This is a genomic window from Arthrobacter caoxuetaonis (genome assembly GCF_023921125.1).
GTDB classification, from domain to species: domain Bacteria; phylum Actinomycetota; class Actinomycetes; order Actinomycetales; family Micrococcaceae; genus Arthrobacter_B; species Arthrobacter_B caoxuetaonis.
Window position 1 is genome coordinate 2,622,059 of sequence record NZ_CP099466.1, and the last position, 18,096, is coordinate 2,640,154.

Annotated in this window: 17 protein-coding genes; 7 read left to right on the forward strand and 10 right to left on the reverse strand. The window is 66.7% G+C overall.

Annotated features, from left to right (window positions below):
- Positions 1–15 precede the first annotated feature (15 nt).
- The 5 genes from hemC to hemE all read right to left on the reverse strand — a co-directional run bounded on the left by hemC (position 16) and on the right by hemE (position 5,463).
- Entirely contained in the window at positions 16–969 is a 954-nt protein-coding gene (gene hemC, locus NF551_RS11985) for a hydroxymethylbilane synthase (RefSeq protein ID WP_227894446.1), read from the reverse strand.
- Entirely contained in the window at positions 969–2,159 is a 1,191-nt protein-coding gene (locus NF551_RS11990; protein WP_423721151.1) for a ferrochelatase, read from the reverse strand. Before NF551_RS11990 ends, hemC begins: the two co-directional genes overlap by 1 nt.
- A complete protein-coding gene (gene hemQ, locus NF551_RS11995; protein WP_227894445.1) occupies positions 2,156–2,860 on the reverse strand; it encodes a hydrogen peroxide-dependent heme synthase in 705 nt (234 codons plus the stop codon). The genes NF551_RS11990 and hemQ overlap by 4 nt, the downstream gene beginning before the upstream one ends.
- Before the next feature lie 72 nt (positions 2,861–2,932).
- Positions 2,933–4,399 carry a protoporphyrinogen oxidase gene (gene hemG / locus NF551_RS12000; RefSeq protein ID WP_227894444.1) on the reverse strand — a complete coding sequence of 489 codons (1,467 nt, stop codon included), beginning with the start codon at positions 4,397–4,399 and terminating at the stop codon, positions 2,933–2,935.
- A gap of 2 nt (positions 4,400–4,401) precedes the next feature.
- Complete coding sequence (gene hemE / locus NF551_RS12005; protein ID WP_227894443.1) at positions 4,402–5,463, reverse strand: uroporphyrinogen decarboxylase; 1,062 nt, start codon at positions 5,461–5,463, stop codon at positions 4,402–4,404.
- Between the two features lie 147 nt (positions 5,464–5,610).
- On the opposite strand from hemE, the gene NF551_RS12010 reads away from it, so the two are divergent.
- Complete coding sequence (locus NF551_RS12010) at positions 5,611–6,939, forward strand: glutamyl-tRNA reductase (protein WP_227894442.1); 1,329 nt, start codon at positions 5,611–5,613, stop codon at positions 6,937–6,939.
- A 32-nt stretch (positions 6,940–6,971) separates the two neighbouring features.
- Here NF551_RS12010 and moeB read toward each other — a convergent pair whose 3' ends face one another.
- Positions 6,972–8,144: a molybdopterin-synthase adenylyltransferase MoeB gene (gene moeB, locus NF551_RS12015; protein ID WP_227894441.1), complete on the reverse strand. Its 1,173-nt coding sequence runs from the start codon at positions 8,142–8,144 to the stop codon at positions 6,972–6,974.
- A gap of 150 nt (positions 8,145–8,294) precedes the next feature.
- Between moeB and NF551_RS12020 the strand changes: the two genes are divergently transcribed.
- The 3 genes from NF551_RS12020 to NF551_RS12030 are packed head-to-tail and all read left to right on the forward strand — an operon-like array spanning position 8,295 to position 9,487.
- Positions 8,295–8,909 carry a TetR/AcrR family transcriptional regulator gene (locus NF551_RS12020; protein ID WP_227894440.1) on the forward strand — a complete coding sequence of 205 codons (615 nt, stop codon included), beginning with the start codon at positions 8,295–8,297 and terminating at the stop codon, positions 8,907–8,909.
- 45 nt (positions 8,910–8,954) lie between these two features.
- Positions 8,955–9,179, forward strand: a complete 225-nt coding sequence (locus NF551_RS12025; protein ID WP_152226695.1) for a DUF3107 domain-containing protein — start codon at positions 8,955–8,957, stop codon at positions 9,177–9,179.
- Between the two features lie 5 nt (positions 9,180–9,184).
- Positions 9,185–9,487: a hypothetical protein gene (locus NF551_RS12030; protein WP_227894439.1), complete on the forward strand. Its 303-nt coding sequence runs from the start codon at positions 9,185–9,187 to the stop codon at positions 9,485–9,487.
- Here the strand turns inward: NF551_RS12030 and NF551_RS12035 are convergent.
- Both NF551_RS12035 and NF551_RS12040 read right to left on the reverse strand, forming a co-directional pair.
- The gene (locus NF551_RS12035; protein ID WP_227894438.1) at positions 9,484–10,575 is read right to left on the reverse strand and encodes an SGNH/GDSL hydrolase family protein; all 1,092 of its coding nucleotides are present in this window, start codon (positions 10,573–10,575) and stop codon (positions 9,484–9,486) included. The genes NF551_RS12030 and NF551_RS12035 overlap by 4 nt on opposite strands.
- A 26-nt stretch (positions 10,576–10,601) precedes the next feature.
- Positions 10,602–11,312, reverse strand: a complete 711-nt coding sequence (locus NF551_RS12040; protein WP_227894437.1) for a ferritin-like fold-containing protein — start codon at positions 11,310–11,312, stop codon at positions 10,602–10,604.
- A 487-nt stretch (positions 11,313–11,799) separates the two neighbouring features.
- Here NF551_RS12040 and NF551_RS12045 point away from each other — a divergent pair, with 487 nt between their 5' ends.
- Together NF551_RS12045 and NF551_RS12050 are read left to right on the forward strand one after the other, a co-directional pair.
- Entirely contained in the window at positions 11,800–13,386 is a 1,587-nt protein-coding gene (locus NF551_RS12045; protein WP_227894587.1) for a DEAD/DEAH box helicase, read from the forward strand.
- A 21-nt stretch (positions 13,387–13,407) separates the two neighbouring features.
- Positions 13,408–14,343 (forward strand): DNA-methyltransferase, encoded by a 936-nt coding sequence (locus tag NF551_RS12050; protein ID WP_227894436.1) that lies wholly within the window; start codon positions 13,408–13,410, stop codon positions 14,341–14,343.
- An 11-nt stretch (positions 14,344–14,354) separates the two neighbouring features.
- Here the strand turns inward: NF551_RS12050 and NF551_RS12055 are convergent, their stop codons facing one another.
- Positions 14,355–15,203: a PHP domain-containing protein gene (locus NF551_RS12055; RefSeq protein WP_227894435.1), complete on the reverse strand. Its 849-nt coding sequence runs from the start codon at positions 15,201–15,203 to the stop codon at positions 14,355–14,357.
- Positions 15,204–15,303: 100 nt separating this feature from the next.
- Between NF551_RS12055 and NF551_RS12060 the strand changes: the two genes are divergently transcribed.
- Positions 15,304–16,899, forward strand: a complete 1,596-nt coding sequence (locus tag NF551_RS12060; RefSeq protein WP_423721136.1) for an aminopeptidase P family protein — start codon at positions 15,304–15,306, stop codon at positions 16,897–16,899.
- Between the two features lie 111 nt (positions 16,900–17,010).
- On the opposite strand, the gene NF551_RS12065 is transcribed toward NF551_RS12060, so the two are convergent.
- Positions 17,011–18,027: a YflT domain-containing protein gene (locus NF551_RS12065; RefSeq protein WP_227894434.1), complete on the reverse strand. Its 1,017-nt coding sequence runs from the start codon at positions 18,025–18,027 to the stop codon at positions 17,011–17,013.
- Positions 18,028–18,096 lie beyond the last annotated feature (69 nt).

The following is an 18,096-nucleotide window of genomic DNA, read 5'->3' on the forward strand; positions in this document are numbered from 1 at the left end:
TGCCTCAGCGGCCCATCAGGAGGCAAGCTCCGTGAGTTCCGCTGCGCCGGCGGCGAGCAGTTCTTCGGCCATACGGACGCCCAGGGCCCGTGCGCCGTCTTCGTCGGCCTGGGAGGTCGAGGAATAGCGCCGCAGCACGCGGGTTCCGTCATCGCTGCAGACCACTGCCTCCATGGCCATGCCTTTTTCGGTCATCCGGGCCAGGGCACCGATCGGCGCGGTGCAGCCGGCTTCCAGCCGGTACAGCAGGGCGCGTTCCGCCGTGACGGCCAGCCTGCTGGCGGTGTCGTCATAGGCGGCAAGTGCCCGGCTGAGCGGGCCGTCTGCGGCATCGGTGGTGCGGCATTCCACGGCCAGCGCACCCTGTCCGGGGGCCGGCAGCATCACAGCGGGATCCAGGAACTCCGAAACCATGTCCAGGCGCCCCAACCGGGAGAGGCCTGCGGCGGCCAGCACGACGGCGTCGAGGTCCCCGGGGCCGCCCTCGACCAGTCCGGCCACACGGGCCAGGCGGGTGTCGACGTTGCCCCGGATGTCCACGATCTCCAGGTCCGGACGCGCAGCACGCAGCTGGGCCGCGCGGCGGGGCGAGCCGGTGCCGACCGTGGCCCCGGCCGGAAGCTCCGCCAGGGTCAGCGAATCGCGGGCGCACAGGGCGTCCCGGACGTCGACCCGCGCCGGAACAGCACCGATGGTGAGACCGTTTGCCTCGGCCGTGGGCAGGTCCTTCAGCGAATGCACGGCAACGTCGCAGTCACCGCGAAGCAGCGATTCGCGCAGCGCGGCCACGAACACGCCGGTGCCGCCGATCTGGGACAGGGCTGCCCGGTTTACGTCGCCCTCGGTCTTGACGCGGACAAGCTCCACCTCGAAGCTGCCCAGTTCAGCGAGCGTCTCCGCGACGGTGGTGGTTTGCGTGAGGGCCAGGGCCGAGCCCCGGGTGCCGATCAGCACCGGTGCCTGCGCCACTACTCGACACCCACGGTCGAGTCGGCGCCCGCAATCGTCGGCTTCTCGCCGCGCAGGTTGGCGCAGCAGCCGGGACGGCAGACGTCGTACCACGGGCCGAGGTTGGTCACGGCCGGGCGCACTGCAATGTTGTTCTCCACTGTCCGTTCACAGACCAGGTCCACCAGGCCGGCCACGAACTTTTCGTGGATGCCCGGGGTCGGCGTGCGGTGTGCTGCCAGTCCGAGTTCGGTGCAGGTATCCATGGCTTCGGTGTCCAGGTCCCAGATGACTTCCATGTGGTCGCTGACAAACCCCAGCGGGACAATGACGACGCCGTCCACGCCCTTTGCCGGGAGCTCGGCAATCGCGTCGTTGATGTCCGGCTCGAGCCAGGGGATGTGCGGAGCGCCGGAGCGGGACTGGTAGACCAGCTGCCAGTCCAGGCCCGCTGCTTCGGGAACCCGGTCCATGATGGCACGTGCGTTGGCGAGGTGCTGCGCCACGTAGGCACTTCCCTCTTCGAACTCGCGGTCGCGCGGGCCGGCTGCCTCAGCATCGGCGGTGGGGATGGAGTGGGTCGAGAAGAGGACCTCGATCTTTCCTTCCGGCTTGCCTGCGGCGGTGAGCTGCTCCCGGACCTTGGCGATCGAATCCCGCACGCCTTCCACGAACGGCTCCACCAAACCGGGATGGTCGAAGTACTGCCGGACCTTATCCACCTGCAGCTTTTTGTCCAGGCCGGTGGCCAGGAGGTTCATGCCCAGGTCTTCGCGGTACTGCCGGCAGGAGGAGTAACAGGAGTAGACGCTGGTGGTGACCATCAGCAGGCGGCGGTACCCGGCGTCGGCGGCTTCCTGGAGAACATCCTTGATGTAGGGATCCCAGTTGCGGTTGCCCCAGAGAACCGGCAGCTCGATGCCGCGGCGCCCGAGCTCTGCTTCCAGCGCTGCCTTCAGCGCCCGGTTCTGCTCATTGATGGGGCTGATGCCGCCGTTGGCGCGGTAGTGCGTAGCCACCTCTTCGAGCCGTTCATCGGGGATACCGCGGCCGCGGGTGACGTTGCGCAGGAACGGGATGACGTCTTCCTGGCCCTCGGGTCCGCCGAAGGAGGCCAGGAGGATCGCGTCGTACTTGGCCGGTGCCATCACTCCGTCCCCGTTGACTCCGTCGAACGGGTCGAAGGACGGTTCTGCGGCAGTGGATGTCATTTGAGCACCTCGGGAACTTCGGCAGCGGCAATGCGCCGGCCGGTGTAGAAGGGGATCTCTTCGCGCACGTGGTTGCGTGCTTCGGTGGAACGCAGGTGGCGCATCATGTCCACGAGGTCCACCAGGTTCGGGGCTTCCAGGCCCAGGATCCATTCCCAGTCGTTCAGGGCGAAGGAAGCCACAGTGTTTGCCAGCACCTGCGGGAACTCCCGGCCCAGCTTGCCGTGATCGCGCAGCATGGCACCGCGTTCCTCGGCGGGCAGCAGGTACCACTCGTAGGAACGCACGAACGGGTAGACACAGATCCAGGCTTCGGGGGCGATGCCGCGGGCGAAGGAGGGCCAGTGGTTCTTGGAGAACTCGGCGTCGCGGTGGACGCCCATGGCAGACCAGGCGATTTCGGTGCTGGCGAACAGTTCGGAGCGGCGGATCTGCCGGACCGCTGCCTGCAGGGCCTCGGGACGGCTGCCGTGCAGCCAGATCATGATGTCCGCGTCAGCGCGCATGGCCGAGACGTCGTAGATGCCGCGCAGGGTCACGGACTCGTCAGCAAACCCGGAGACGAGGGCTTCGAAGGCGTCCAGAGCACTTTCGCTGCTCTTACGTGGAAGTTCCGACCGCTTGAAAACGGTCCAGAGAGTAAAGAACTGTTCTTGTGTTTCGGCTGTTTCAGTTTCGGTCTGACCCATGGGCTCACTCATGTCTAACAGTCTGCCGGTTTCGGCAGGCTTAGGCGAAATAGGGAACTTCTACGTGCCGTAGAACTGTTTCGATTATTCCACGGCTTTCACGGCCTCGGCGAGGTGCTTCGCGCGGTACCGGGTATCCGCCGTCACGGCGGCCAGTCCGGTTCCGGCAAGCCAGGCGCCCACTACCTCCAGGCCGTGCACTTCGGCCACCGCAGCACGCACCGCCATCACCCTTTCGGCGTGGCCCACCGAAGCGGACGGAAGCGCACCCACCCAGCGGACGACGTCCCAGCCGATCACATCGGTTTCCTCCAAAGGCACCTGGAGCAGGGCAGAGGCATCTGCGAGCGCTGCCGCGAAAAGGTCCTCATCCGGGCGGAGGGCAGTGGTGTCCGCAGACTGGCCGGGGCCGAGGCCGCGGCCGTAGGACAGGCGCAGGACGTGGGTGCCCGGTCCGGTGGAATCAGCGAGCCACTGCCATTTGGCGGTGGCATGGGTCAATGCCTTGGCCTGGACGTCGACGGCGTCCAGCGCCACGAGCACTCCGGTTCCCCGGGGCTTTGCGTCGAGTTCAGGACGGTCAACTACCAGCGTCACCAGCGCCACGCCGGGTCCAGGCCCCGGACGGAAGTCCGAGAGGCCCGGAACGGAAGGTGCCAGGAGGTCGACGGCGGTCGGCCCGTCCGCGGCAACCACCACGGCGTCGGCCTCAAGCAGGTCCCCGGCAGCTACCCGGAAGCCGTCCGCGGTCCGCTCGATGCCAGTCACGGGTGTGCCGGCCAGGAGCGTGGCACCGCGCTGCCTCAAATCTGCGCAGAGGGCCTGGGTCAGCGTCCCCATGCCTCCTTTCAGGGAGGCGACGGTGGAACCGGCAGGTGCTGCTTTGCGCATGGCCCCCACGGCAGCGGAGAGCGAGCCATGCTCGGCCATCGCCTTGCGCAGGCCCGGAGCCACTGAATCCACGTCCAGGACATCGGGATCAGCGGAATACACTCCGCCCACCACCGGGCTCACCAGCCGCTTCAGGACCGGTTCTCCCATCCTTGACCGCACAACCTCACCCAGGCTGACCTTTTCCTTGCGGAGCAGGGGTGCCATGGGAAGGACACGGTCCAGGGACGCGCGGGCCACCCCCACGCGTCCAATGGCTTTGGCAATCTCTTCGGCCCGCGGATCCGCCGGGATTCCCAGCAGTCCGCTCTGCGGCATCCGCTGCGCTGCCTGGGCCAGGTCCGGCCCGCCAAGCTGCAGCCAGGCCCCGGCCGGGTCCGGCTGCACAATGTCTTCGGCCAGACCCAGCTCCCCGATCAGTGCCGGTACTGCCCCGGAACGCGAGGCATAGGACTCCGCGCCGCTGTCCAGGTTCAGCCCGGCAACCCGGTGGGTGCCAACGCAGCCGCCGAAAGCCTCTGCGGCCTCCAGCACCGTCACCTCCAGCCCTTCGCGGGCCAGGTCACGGGCAGCGATGAGCCCGGAGATTCCTCCTCCGACGACGACGGCGCGGCGCGCCTGCCGGGAGTAAGGCGTTTCTGGCTTCGCGGCTGCGGGCATGGTTACGGCTCCACGGAGTGAACGAGTTCAACCACCCGGGTCAGGATTTCCGGGTCGGTTTCCGGCGGCACGCCGTGGCCGAGGTTCACCACGTGGCCCGGTGCCGAGGCTCCGGCTGCCAGGACCCCGCGAACATGCGCTTCCAGGACGGGCCAGGGTGCGGACAGCAGCGCCGGGTCAATGTTGCCCTGGAGCGGAACGGTCCCGCCCAGGCGGCGGTTGGCCTCATCCAGCGGCAAACGGTAGTCAACGCCAACGACGTCGACGCCGACGTCGCGCATCGCGGCCAGCAGCTCCGACGTTCCCGTACCGAAGTGCACCAGCGGCGCACCGAGGCCGCGGACATGTTCGAGGGCCCGGGCCGATGCCGGCGCCACCTTCTCGGTGTAGTCCTTGAGCCCCAGCGACCCTGCCCAGGAATCAAAGAGCTGGCCGGCGCTGGCCCCGGCTTCCAGCTGGGCGCGCAGGAACATGCCGGAGGCATCGGCCGCCCAGTCCGTCAGGGCCTTCCAGGTTTCCGGGTCGGCGTGCATCATCGTGCGCGGGCCCAGGTGGTCGCGCGACGGTTTGCCTTCCACCATGTAGGCGGCCAGCGTGAACGGTGCCCCGGCGAAGCCGATCAGCGGCGTGCTGCCCAGCTGCTCCACCGTCAGTGCCACAGCCTGGCGGATCGGTTCCAGCGCCTCTTCGGTGAGGCGGGGAAGGGCAGCGACGTCGGCGGCAGTCCGTACCGGTGCGCCCAGGACGGGCCCGACACCCGGAACGATGTCCACGTCCACTCCCGCCAGCTTCAGCGGGATCACGATGTCGGAAAAGAAGATTCCGGCATCGACGTCGTGCCGGCGGACCGGCTGCAGCGTGATCTCGGAAGCCAGCTCAGGCTGCAGGCAGGATTCGAGCATGCCGATGCCTTCCCGGACCTTGCGGTATTCAGGCAGCGAACGTCCAGCCTGGCGCATGAACCAGACCGGACGCCGGGACGGCGTGCCGCCGCGGTAAGCGGTGATAAGCGGGGAATCGGCCGTGCGGCCATCCATGAGCGGATGAGAGGCGCTGAGAGTCATGTTCTGATTCTCCCCAAAATCAGCTCCGAAGGTTAAACGGCCGGCCTGCTGCGGCCGCACCGGCCGCCCTTAATGCGGCCCAAATCACGCTGCACTGTGGTCACCGATGCCGTCGATAACAGTTTGGGTGGCTAGTATTAAGCCACTGTGGTTCTTCTATCCCTTATTGCGACGCACTCAGACGTAGACCTTGAGACCGTAGCCCGGCTTAGTGCGGGCGCGCCCAAGGTCCCTTCCTCCCTGCTGGAAAACGGCCCCGCTGTTGCCGGCGCGGTGGTCCTGGCGACCTGCAACAGGTTTGAGGTGTACTGCGAAGCCCGGTCTGAGGACGACGTCGAAGCGGCACGTTCCGCAGCCATCGCGGAAATCAGCCGGCACTCGGGCCTGGAAGAAGACCTCGTCTCCCGCTCCTTGACCACCAACACCGGCCAGGAAGTAGCCAAGCACCTGTTTGCCGTGGGCGCAGGGCTGGACTCCGCCGTCGTCGGCGAACGCGAAATTGCCGGCCAGGTGCGGCGCGCACTCATCGAAGCGCAGGAAGAGGGCACGGCCAGCGGCACCCTCACCCGCTTGTTCCAGACAGCTTCACGAACAGCCAAGGACGTTGGCGCGCTGACGGCGCTGGGCAAACGCGGGCTTTCGATCGTTTCCGTCGCGCTGGAACTCGCTACAGATCTCTCCGAAGACATTGACTGGCGCAACAAGGCCGTCGTCGTTTTCGGCACCGGAGCCTATGCCGGAGCAACCATGGCGCTGCTCAAGGAGCGCGGCTGCACCGACATCGGCGTCTATTCCTCTTCCGGACGCGCCGAGTCCTTCACCGCTTCCCGCGGCGGAACCGCGTTGGACGGCGAGAGCCTGACAGCCGCCGTGGCCCGTGCCGACGTCGTCATTGGCTGTTCGGGTTCGGACAACCAGGTCGGCGCCGACGATATCCGCCGGGTCCGGGAAGAAACCGAGCGTCCCCTGATCATCATCGACCTGGCACTGACACATGATTTCGACCCCGCTGTCCGCGAGGTCGACGGCGTAGAGCTGATCACGCTGGAGTCTGTTCGGCTGGCGGCTCCCGCGGAGCAGGCGGAATCACTGCAGCAGGCCAACCGGATTGTTTCCGACGCCGCCAAGGCCTTCTCCGAAGCGCAGCTGAGCCGGGAACTGGATTCGGCAATCGTCGCCCTGCGCCGTCACACCCTCAGCGTCCTGGACAAGGAACTGGAGAAGGTCCGTGCCCAGCACGGCTGCACCGGTGCCGGGCAGGAAGTTGAATTCGCGATGCGCCGCATGGTCAAGGCCCTGCTGCATGTCCCCGCCGTCCGTGCCCGGGAGCTGGCAGCCAACGGCGGACAGGATGACTACATCCGCGGGCTGGAAGCCATCTACGGCATCACCCTGGATGAGTCACCGGCCAAGCAATCCGGTGCCGCGGCTGAGCCGGTTCCGGAAGAAGAGACCGGGCGCAGCAAGTCCGCCTGAGTCCCTCCCCCGTACAACCCTAGTAGACGGGTTTAGTAGACGGGTTTGTGCGGCTCGATGTTCCGCACCCATTCAAGGATGCCGCCGTCGACGTTGTAGGCGCTGGGGTTTCCGCGCTCCCTCAGGAAAGCCGTCACTTCAGCCGACCGGCCGCCGGACTTGCAGTGCACATAGACTGTCCGGCCGGGATCCGGGACGTTTTCTCCGGACAGAATCCCTGCCCGGGGAACCAAGGCTGCGCCGTCGATGCTCACAATCCCGTGTTCCCCCGGTTCCCGCACGTCGATCAGGTCGAAATCCGCCCTGCCGGCCGCGCGTTCCCGGAGCAGTGCCGCCAGCTCCGTCACTGAAATCCCGGGCACCTCGGCCCGGGCGGAACCCGTCCCGCAGAAAAGACCGTAGTCAATGAGCCCGGTGACCTTGGGACGGTCCGGGTCCCTGCGGAGCCCCACTTCCCGAAAGCTCATGTCCAGGGCGTTGAAGACCAGCACCCGCCCCAGCAGTGTCCGGCCGGTCCCGGTGAGAAGCTTGACCGCTTCATTGACCATCACCGAGCCGATCTGCGCGCACAGGACTCCCAGCACTCCGCCTTCCGCGCAGGACGGAACGGCACCGGGCTCGGGCGCTTCCGGATAGAGGTCCCGGTACGTTGGGCCGTGCTGTCCCCAGAAGACGCTGACCTGTCCGTCAAAACGCAGGATGGATCCCCACACATACGGCTTGCCCAGGATCTCCGCCGCGTCATTGACAAGGTAGCGGGTGGCAAAGTTATCCGTTCCGTCCAGGATCAGGTCATAACCGCTGAAGATCTCCAGCGCATTTCCGGCATCGAGCCGGACTTCATGCAGCACCACGTCCACCAGGGGGTTCAGCGCCTTCACGCTGGTGCGTGCCGACTCCGCTTTGGAGGTGCCGACGTCGTGAACGGAGTGGATGACCTGGCGCTGGAGATTGGAGGTGTCCACCCGGTCATCGTCCACGATGCCCAGGGTCCCCACTCCCGCGGCCGCCAGGTAGAGCAACGCCGGCGACCCCAGACCGCCGGCGCCGATCACCAGCACTTTGGCGTTTTTGAGCCGGCGCTGGGCCTCAGCGCCAAAACCCGGAAGGATGAGATGCCTGGAATAACGCTCGGTTTCCTCACGGGTCAGTTCCGCTGCGGGATCAACCAGTGGCGGCAGCGAAGCGAGTGTGTCAATGCTCATGGCATCCAATGTATGCTTCCGGCTGCCCCGATTCGAGGCTGCCACCGCGCGAGCCTGACTCACGTGCCTTCCTTCAGTGTTACCCGCGGGTAAACTGTTGTTCCACGAGCCGGTTTCGCACCCGGCACCCATTGAGAGGTCCAACAACACGTGAGCAACCAGCCCGCCGGCAAATCCACCCGGCTCCCCCGGGAAGAGCGCCGCCGGCAGCTGATGCAGGCAGCACAGGAAGTCTTTGTCAGCCGCGGGTTCCACGGCGCCGCAATGGATGAGATTGCCGAGACCGCGCAGGTCAGCAAGCCCGTGCTGTACCAGCACTTCCCGGGCAAGCGAGAGCTCTACCTGGCACTGCTTGATGACCACCTTGGAACGCTGACCCAGTTCCTGAAGACGGCGCTCTCCTCCACGACTGACAACAAGCTCCGCGTCCGGGAAACCATGCGTGCCTACTTCCGCTTCGTGGCGCAGGACAGCCAAGGCCACCGTCTGGTCTTCGAATCCGATTTGACCAGCGATGACGAAGTGAGTTCCCGGATTGAGGCGTTCAACGCCCGTTTTGCCAGCGACATCGCGGACGTCATCGCCGAGGACACCAAGCTCTCCCACCTTGAGGCGACGCTGCTGGGCCGCGCACTGGCGGGCATGGCGCAGGTCAGTGCCCGTTATTGGCTCGAAACCGACGGCGGCCTGGACATCGATGCTGCCAGCGAGCTGGTCTACCGTTTAGCTTGGCGCGGAATCAGCCGCTTCCCCAAGGAAATCTAGAGTAGATTCGATTCACTTGAGTTCGTTTACACAGGAGGCACCACGGTGGAAGTAAAGATCGGTATCCAGAACGTCGGACGCGAGATTGTGTTCGAGTCCGGGCAGAGCGCGGACCAGGTCGCCGACACCGTCGCCGAGGCCATCAAGGGCTCGAAGGAACTGCGCCTTTCCGATGAAAAGGGACGCCTCATCATCGTTCCCGCAGGTGTTATCGGCTACGTCGAGATCGGCGCCGAAGAAGTCCGCCGCGTCGGTTTCGGCGCTCTCTAGGCACCATGCTTGAGCTGATGCTCGCCGCCGTGGCAACTGCCTCGGCCGGCTTCATCGTCTGGGGTGCCGACCCGCGCAGGCGGCGGTACGGCGTCCTCCTGCTGCCGGGGATCTCCCTGGCAGCAGGACTCACAGCCTGGATTCTCCTGCAGTTCTCCGGCATTCCCGTCACCCCGGGCCTGATGTGGCTGACCTGGGCAGTTCCCGTCATGGCCGGTCCTGCCGCTGCGGTGACGGCAGCACTGGTCCTGGTTCCCCGCCGAACAGCCCGTGACGACGCCGAAGAGCAACGCATCCTTCGGCTCTAGTCCTGCGGGCGGTCCAGGATTTTTCTCAGTTCACGCGCGAAAACGGGGGCTGCCGCATCGTGGCCGGCCCTGCCGAAGTGCAGGCCGTCGTCCAGTTTCGAGCCCAGCGAGTAGCGTTTCCACCAGTCCTTCGGGCTGAGGAACTCCAGGTCCTCCTCGGCTGAAACCCTGGCCATCAGGTCATCAACTTCACCCCGCCGTCCCCCGCCGTCCCCGATGACGCCGACGACGACGATCCTGGTCTCGGGGTAGGTGCGCCGGATTTCCCGGATCAACTGGAGGGCATTCTGCCGGATCGCCTGGTTGCTGGGCCCATGGGCGTCGTTCCCGCCGCCCTGCAGGACGACCAGCCCGGGCTTGCCCCACGGCATCAGCCACTCCTCGCCTTCAAGAGCTGAGGGATAGTTGCCCACCCTGCCGTTCCCTTGGGTGTAGCCGGTACCCCCTGCTCCCAGAATCACGGGGTGGTAGCCCAGCGAAAACAGTCCCTTGCCGACCCATGTGTCCCTGCCGGCCTGCGAATCGCCGATAACCACGGCCGCTTTTTCCACCTCCGGGAGGTAGGCCATGGTCCGGCCCAGGCGGGGAACGTACATCAGCGTGCCCTTCTGGAAATCGGTCCGGTAGTCGCCGCCGAAGCTGTACTCCGAGGTGACGGGCCACCCCAGGTTCCCTCCGGAGGACTTCCATCTGCTGAATACCTCCGTGCGCAGGGCACGTGCCCCGGAGGAAGCAGACCACACGAGCGTCTCGGTGCCGAAGGACCAGGAGCACCCGGCCAGGGAACAGGACGGGGCCTCCAGGGGTTCCGGGAGGGGGCGGTCGCCGGCGGCGCGGATGTCCACGAGTGTGGTCATCGCAGCCCAGCCGACGGCCGGAACACCCTGCGGCGCAGCCGTAATTCCAACCTGCGGCGGTTCTCCCGCTTCCGTCAGGCCAGCCGTTGGCTGTGAGCCCAGGACCGGCGTGGGCGGGCCCGCAGCCGGAAGTGCTCCCGCCGGCTCCGCTGTCCCGCATCCCGCTGCTCCCAGCACGGCCGCCAGCGCCGCGGCGACCACCAGGCTCCTGCGGCTGGACCTTCTAATCATGTTTCCCCACGCTGAACAGGTGCGCGTCAGGCAGTCAGCCCCAACAGGGACATCCTGCGGGAATGGTTGCGCGTGAGCTGGCTGAAGAGTTCACGGATCTGCACGTCATAGTCCTCGCGGCTCACCTCACCTGCGAGACCTTTGGGGAAGGCGCGCTCAATGACGATGCGCTGGGCCTGGGTGAGCGCTTCGCCCACCAGGCGCCGGCCCCAAAGTGCCAGCCGGGACGCCAGCCTGGGATCATCCTTCAAGGACTCCTGCAGGCGCACAAAGAGCACCTCACCGGGTGCCTCGCTGCTGCCCAGCATGGAGGAGATCAGGGCGGCGCTCTCATCGTCCAGGCGGGACCCCAGCGCTGCATAGAAGTCGTCCGAGATCGCATCGGTCACGTAGAACTTCATGAGTGACTCGTGCCAGTCACCCGGCCTGGTGCGGTCATGGAAGGCATCAACGGACTGCTGGAAGGGAGCCATGGCCTGCTCCGGGTCTGCACCCATGCCCTCCAGGTGGGCGGAGACGCGCTCGAAGTGGGTGTATTCCCTGACCGCCAGCCTTCCCAGCGTGGCACGGTCCCGCAGCGTCGGCGAGAAACGGGCATCCGAGGACATCCGTTCGAACGCGGACAGCTCACCGTACGCGATCACGCCAAAAAGGTCGGTCAGGAACTGTGTGTAGGCCGGTGCCGTGCCCACTGCCGATGCCCGGGCGCCTGCGGCCCCGCCGTTGTGCTCACTCATGTGCCAAGCGTACCGGTGTGGCCCTTGTCTCAACCGCCATCCACCCTGGGCCGGGTTAAAGTCCGTCATCGGATCGAAGCGCTCACGGCCCCGTTGACGCGCTGGGAACCGCCAATGCGGCCCCCCGCAGCCGTACCGGTTAGACTGGAGGGGTAGTAAATGGATGCCCGGTCGTTCCCACGTTCCTTAAATGCCAGCTGGACACAGAGCCAGCCTGGCCGTGAGACCCGCAATACCTACGCGATCTTGATATTTTCCGGCCGCTGCCTTTGCCGAATGCAGTTGGAGTGGCCAGCAGTTGTTAGCCCGCGATCGGCTTCCGCTGGACGCATTACCTGCGCGCCATCCGCTCCGTGATGGGCCTATGCCCGCTCGTCGAGCGCTGCCGGCGCAGAATGCCTAACTGAACGGTATGTAATTGAACACTGAACTTTCACAGGTCGGCGAAGCCCACTTGACGGCCGATGACAGCAACGAAGAACTCGATGTGGCCGAGTCGCTCGCCACAACGGAGGCAGCGGCAGAAATCCCCACCCTCACCTTCGCCGATTTTGGCGTCCGCGCCGACATCGTTGAGTCCCTGGCTGACGCCGGGATCACCCACCCCTTCCCCATTCAGTCGATGACGCTTCCGGTGGCACTGGGCGGCCACGACATCATTGGCCAGGCCAAGACCGGCACCGGCAAGACCCTCGGTTTCGGCATCCCCGCCCTGCAGCGCGTGATCGCCCCGGAAGACGAAGGCTATGCCGAGCTCGCCGTCCCGGGTGCACCCCAGGCCCTGATTGTGGTCCCCACCCGTGAACTCGCGGTACAGGTTGCCGGAGACCTCACCACGGCGGCCCGCCGCCGCGGCGCCCGTATCGTCACCATCTACGGCGGCCGCGCCTACGAACCGCAGGTTGAGGCACTGGCAGCAGGCGTCGAGATCGTCGTCGGCACCCCGGGCCGGCTGATCGACCTCTACAACAAGAAGCAGCTCTCCCTGAAGAACGTGCGGATCGTCGTCCTGGATGAGGCCGACGAGATGCTGGACCTGGGCTTCCTTCCCGACGTCGAGACCCTGATGGCCGCCACTCCGGCAGTCCGCCAGACCCTGCTGTTCTCCGCCACCATGCCCGGCGCCGTCGTCTCCATGGCCCGCCGTTACATGACCAAGCCCACCCACATCCGGGCAGCGGATCCTGACGACGAGGGCCTGACTAAGAAGGACATCCGCCAGGTCGTCTACCGCGCCCACAACCTCGACAAGAGCGAAGTGGTAGCCCGCATCCTCCAGGCTGAAGGCCGCGGACGCACCATCATCTTCACCAAGACCAAGCGGACGGCCGCCAAGCTCTCCGAGGAACTGGTGGACCGCGGCTTCGCCGTGGCCGCCATGCACGGCGACCTTGGCCAGGGCGCACGCGAACAGGCAATGCGGGCCTTCCGCAACGAAAAGGTGGACGTCCTGGTTGCCACTGACGTGGCGGCCCGCGGCATCGACGTCGATGATGTCACCCACGTCATCAACTACCAGTGCCCCGAAGACGAGAAGACATACCTGCACCGAGTGGGCCGCACCGGGCGTGCCGGCAACAAGGGCACCGCCGTGACGTTCGTTGACTGGGACGATGTTCCCCGCTGGGGCCTCATCAACAAGGCTTTGGGCCTGGACCAGGCCGAACCGGTTGAGACCTATTCCTCCTCGCCGCACCTCTACACCGACCTCAGCATTCCTGCGGGCACCAAGGGCCGGCTTCCCCGCAACAAGCGCGTGCTGGCAGGCATTGACGCGGAGAAGCTGGAGGACCTGGGCGAAACCGGTAAGTCCGGCGGACGCCGCGCCCCCCGGTCTGACTCCGGCCCGCGTTCGGGAGGACGTTCCTCCTCCGCCGGCGGCCGCAGTTCAGACCGCGCCCGCGCACCGCGGGACGGCGCACGCCGCAGCTCCGAGAACGGCAGCCCGGCGCCCGCGGCTGAGGCACCGGCCGGCGGAAGCGAGCAGCCCAAGAGCGACCGGCCGCGGCGTAACCGCAGCCGCACCCGCCGCCGTAACGGCGAAGTCGTCAGCAAGGCTCCCGCCGCCGAATAGGCCGGGACCTTCGCAGCACGGATGAGCACACCTGACTGGACGCCGGACGGGGGGTCGCTGATAGTCCACGCAGACAATGCGGACTATCTGCCGACCCTGCCGGACGGCGCCTTCACAATGATCTATGTGGACCCGCCGTTTAACACCGGCAGGGCACAGCGGCGGCAGCAGACCACGATGGTCCGCAGCGTTGACGGCAGCGGTGACCGGACGGGGTTCAAGGGCCGCAGCTACACCACGGTCAAGGGGCTGCTTTCCAGCTACGACGACGCGTTTGAGGACTACTGGGCGTTCCTGGAACCCCGCCTCGCCCAGGCCTGGCGGCTTCTGGCCGACGACGGAACCCTCTATGTCCACTTGGACTACCGCGAAGTGCATTACATCAAGGTGATGCTTGATGCCCTGTTCGGCCGCGACTGCTTCCTGAACGAGATCATCTGGGCCTACGACTACGGCGGACGCGCCAAGAACCGCTGGCCGGCCAAGCACGACAACATCCTGGTCTATGTGAAGAACCCGGCTGCCTACCACTTCGACAATGCGGAAGTGGACCGGGAACCGTACATGGCCCCGGGCCTGGTCACGCCGGAGAAGGTGGCGCTCGGAAAGCTGCCCACCGACGTCTGGTGGCACACGATCGTTTCGCCCACCGGGCGGGAGAAGACCGGTTATCCCACGCAGAAGCCCGAGGGCCTGCTGCGCCGCGCCGTGGCAGCGTCCAGCCGCGAGGGTGACTGGGTACTGGACTTCTTTGCGGGTTCGGGGACGCTGGGGGCCGTTGCCGCCAAGCTGAACCGGCGGTTCGTCTGCGTCGATGCGAATCCCCAGGCGATTGAGGTCATGACGGCCCGGCTGGGGCACGCGGCCGCCGTCGTGGTCCCTCCGAAGCCAAAACCCGTGCGTGCCCGGCGTCCTGCCAAAAAGAGCCCAGCCGGGACCGAAGCAGCCGCACTGTAGCCTGGGCCCGCTCAGGCCCTGATGACGCCCGTGCCCGTTCCCAGCTCTTCGATACGTTCGAAGACCTCGGGCGCGGTCAGGTTTTCCCCGAGCAGGTTCGGCTTGCCGGTGCCGTGATAGTCGCTGGACCCCGTGACCAGCAGCGAATGCTCAGCGGCAAGCCGGCGCAGGTACTCGCGTCCGGCCTCCGGATTGTCCCTGTGCTCAATTTCCACGCCGGCCAGGCCGGCGTCGATCATCTGGTGGTAGGTCTCCTCGCCAACCACCCGGCCGCGCGCGGATGCCTCCGGATGGGCGAAAACCGGAACGCCGCCCGCAGCGCGGATCAGTTCCACCGCCACAGCGGGGTCCGGTGCGTAATGCGCCACGAAGTACTTGGAGCGGCCGGTCAGGATCCCTGCGAAAGCGGCAGAGCGGGTCGGGACGACGCCAACGGCGACCAGTGCGTCCGCGATGTGCGGACGTCCGATGGTCGCCCCGGGAGCCACCTGCTCCTCGACGTCCTGCCAGCTGATCGGATAATCCTCGGAGAGACGCTCCACCATCTGTTCGGCCCTGGAAACCCGTGCGGAACGGGATTTGGCAATCTCCTTGCGCAGGCCAGGATGGGACGGATCGTGCAGGTAGGACAGTACGTGCACGCTGATGCCGTCCGCGGTCCGGCAGGAAACCTCCATACCGGGCACCAGGGTCACACCCAGCGTCCCGGCGGCTTCGGCGGCCTCCGCCCATCCTGCCGTTGAGTCGTGGTCCGTCAGGGCGACGACGTCGAGACCGGCGGCACGTGCGGCAGCCATGACGGCTCCGGGCGCTTCGGTCCCGTCTGAGACATTGGAATGGGTGTGCAGGTCAATTCTCACCTTCCTAATCTACGCGGCGCTCCCCTGGTCCTGCGGCATGCCGGGCCCGGGCCGTCCACGGATGTTTGGCTGTCTTCAGACGCGGTGAGAGCATGGACGGGTGACTACTGATGCCAATTCCCTGAACCCCGCCGAGTCCGGCCTCGAAGAACTGTCCGAGGGGCAGCCGCTCGAGGACCGGGTGAACAACCGTTCCCAGCGCCCTACCTCGCAGGCGTTCAAGGACTTCATGTCCTCAGGCTGGGCCCCTGAATCCGATGCCCTGCCCGAAGCGTCAGAGGCGGCGCCCTACGCTGCTGCCCGCCGCCGTGCCCTGTCCCAGCGGTTCCCCGGCGAGCGGCTGGTTATCCCCGCCGGGCCGCTGAAGGTCCGCTCCAACGACACGGACTACAGGTTCCGCCCGCACTCCGGCTTCGCCCACCTGACGGGGCTGGGCCTGGACCATGAGCCGGATGCCGTATTGGTCATGGAACCAGTGGAAGAAGGCACGGGCGACGACGGCGGAAACCACACCGCCGCCCTCTACTTCCGGCCGCTGGCCGGCACGGACAGCGAAGAGTTCTATTCCAACGCCCGTTACGGCGCGTTCTGGATCGGTTCCCGCCTGGGCCTGGCCGACATCAGCGCGCTCACAGGACTGCCCGCGCACGACATGTCCGGCGCGGAGACAGCCATCACGGGCAACGTGGGTGACCCGCAGTTCGGCGGCGTCTCCGTCCGCCTGCTGCGCAAGGTCGACGAGATGGTCGATGCTCTGGTGGATACCGTCCGCTACAACACGGCGATGGACCCGGAGAACATGGATTTCAGCGCCCTGGACGCAAAGGATGAGGAGCTCACCGAAGCGCTCTCTGAAATCCGGCTCGTCAAGGATGCCTGGGAAATCTCCCAAATGCGCGAAGCGGTGGCTGCAACGGTCAACGGCTTCACGGAGGTCGTCAAGGCACTCCCCCGTGCCATCACCCATCCGCGCGGTGAGCGTGTCGTCGAAGGCGCGTTCTTCGCCCGGGCCCGTGAGGAAGGCAACGACCTGGGCTACGACACCATCGCTGCTTCCGGCAACAACGCGACCGTCCTGCACTGGATCCGCAACAACGGTGCCGTCCACGCCGGAGACCTGCTTCTCCTGGACGCCGGAGTGGAAGCAGACAGCCTCTACACCGCCGACATCACGCGTACCCTGCCGGTCAACGGAACGTTCTCCGAGGTCCAGCGGCGTGTGTACCAGGCCGTGCTGGACGCCGCAGATGCCGGTTTCGCAGCTGCCAGGCCGGGCAACAAGTTCCGCGACGTGCATGCCGCTGCCGTGCGGGTGCTGGCTGAGCGCCTCGAGTCCTGGGGCCTGCTTCCGGTTTCGCTGGAGGAAGCGCTGTCCGAGGAGGGCCAGCAGCACCGCCGCTGGATGCCGCACGGCACGAGCCACCACCTCGGCCTGGACGTGCATGACTGCGCGCAGGCCCGGCGGGAACTCTACCTGGACGGAATCATCGAAGAGGGCATGGTGTTCACCATCGAACCCGGCCTCTACTTCAAGGAAGAAGACCTCACCATTCCCGAGGAATACCGCGGGATCGGCGTCCGGATCGAAGACGACGTGCTGATCACCTCCGACGGCGCGGAAAACCTGAGCTCGGCGCTGCCCCGGAATCCCGACGACGTCGAAGACTGGATGGCAGGCATCTACGCCGCCTCCTAGGCCCAGCTCCCGTGGGCCCGCCGCTGGCGGCCGGCCCATGGGAGGGACAAGAATGCCCGGCCGGGTTTCCCTGGCCGGGCGTTCTTTGTGTGTGGCTTGCGGCGGGGGTGCTTAGCCGCGCTGGTCCTGCTGCTCCCCGCTGGCGCTGTTCTGGCCGGCGCTGCCCTGGCTGGCACTGTCCTGGCCCGCCGGGGGCTGGCCCTGAGGCGTGTCCTGTGCTGGCTGCGGCGGCTCAGAAGCGACATTCCCTGCCGCAGGGGCGTGGCTCGGCGCACCCTGGGGAAGCCGGACCCCGTAGCGGGGACGGCCGTCCGGAAGGTCGGGGAACTGCCCGCGCGGTGTTTCCCCGGCGCGCGGGCCTGCCTGCGGCTGCCCGCTTCCCGTGCCGGGGGCCTGTGGAGACTGGACTTCGGCCGGACCGCGGGATCCCGCGGCGTCTGTTCCGGCGGCAGGGGCTTCACGCCGTCCGGCATCGCGGGTGCCGTAGGGGTCGGCCCAGGTGGACGGGCGCTCCGGCGCAGGCCCTGGCTGCTGGCCTTGATACGGCGGCTGCTGCTGGTAGGGAGGCTGCTGGTACGGGGGCTGCGGTTGGCCCGGCTGCTGGAACGGCGCACCCGGCGCCGGGTGTCCGGCCTGGCCCACCATGGGCAGCTGGGCCAGCAGGCGCCGCGCCTCGTGCGCCGCTTCCGGTGACACAACGACGTCGTAACTGGTCGCGACCATCTGGTTCGTGGACGTGAAGTCGCGGCGGCCACGCTGGAAGGCATAGGCCAGTACTCCGAACAGGAGCCAGAACACCGCGCCAAGCGCCATGGAGGGGATCAGGGAAATGTAGGAGTCACCACCGCCGAAGAGCATGAGTGCCAGTCCCACGAAGAGACCGAACCAGGCTCCCGTTGCGGCACTGGACAAGGCGACCCGGGGGTACGTGAGCCGCCCCGTCACCCGCTCCACGGATTTCAGCTCGTTGCCCACGATCGTGACGTTCTGGACCGGGAACTTGGAGTCAGCCAGGTAGTCGACGGCCTTCTGCGCATCAAGGTAGGCCGTGTAGCGGCCCACGAGCTCACCCCTGGGCAAGGTCCGTCCCGGATCACGCTGCGCAGAAGCGCCAAAGAGGTTCGACATTCCCCCATTGTTTCGCAGTTGTGCCGCCAGTGGGTGGATGTATCGCTCGCAGTGAACGCGGCCACGCTC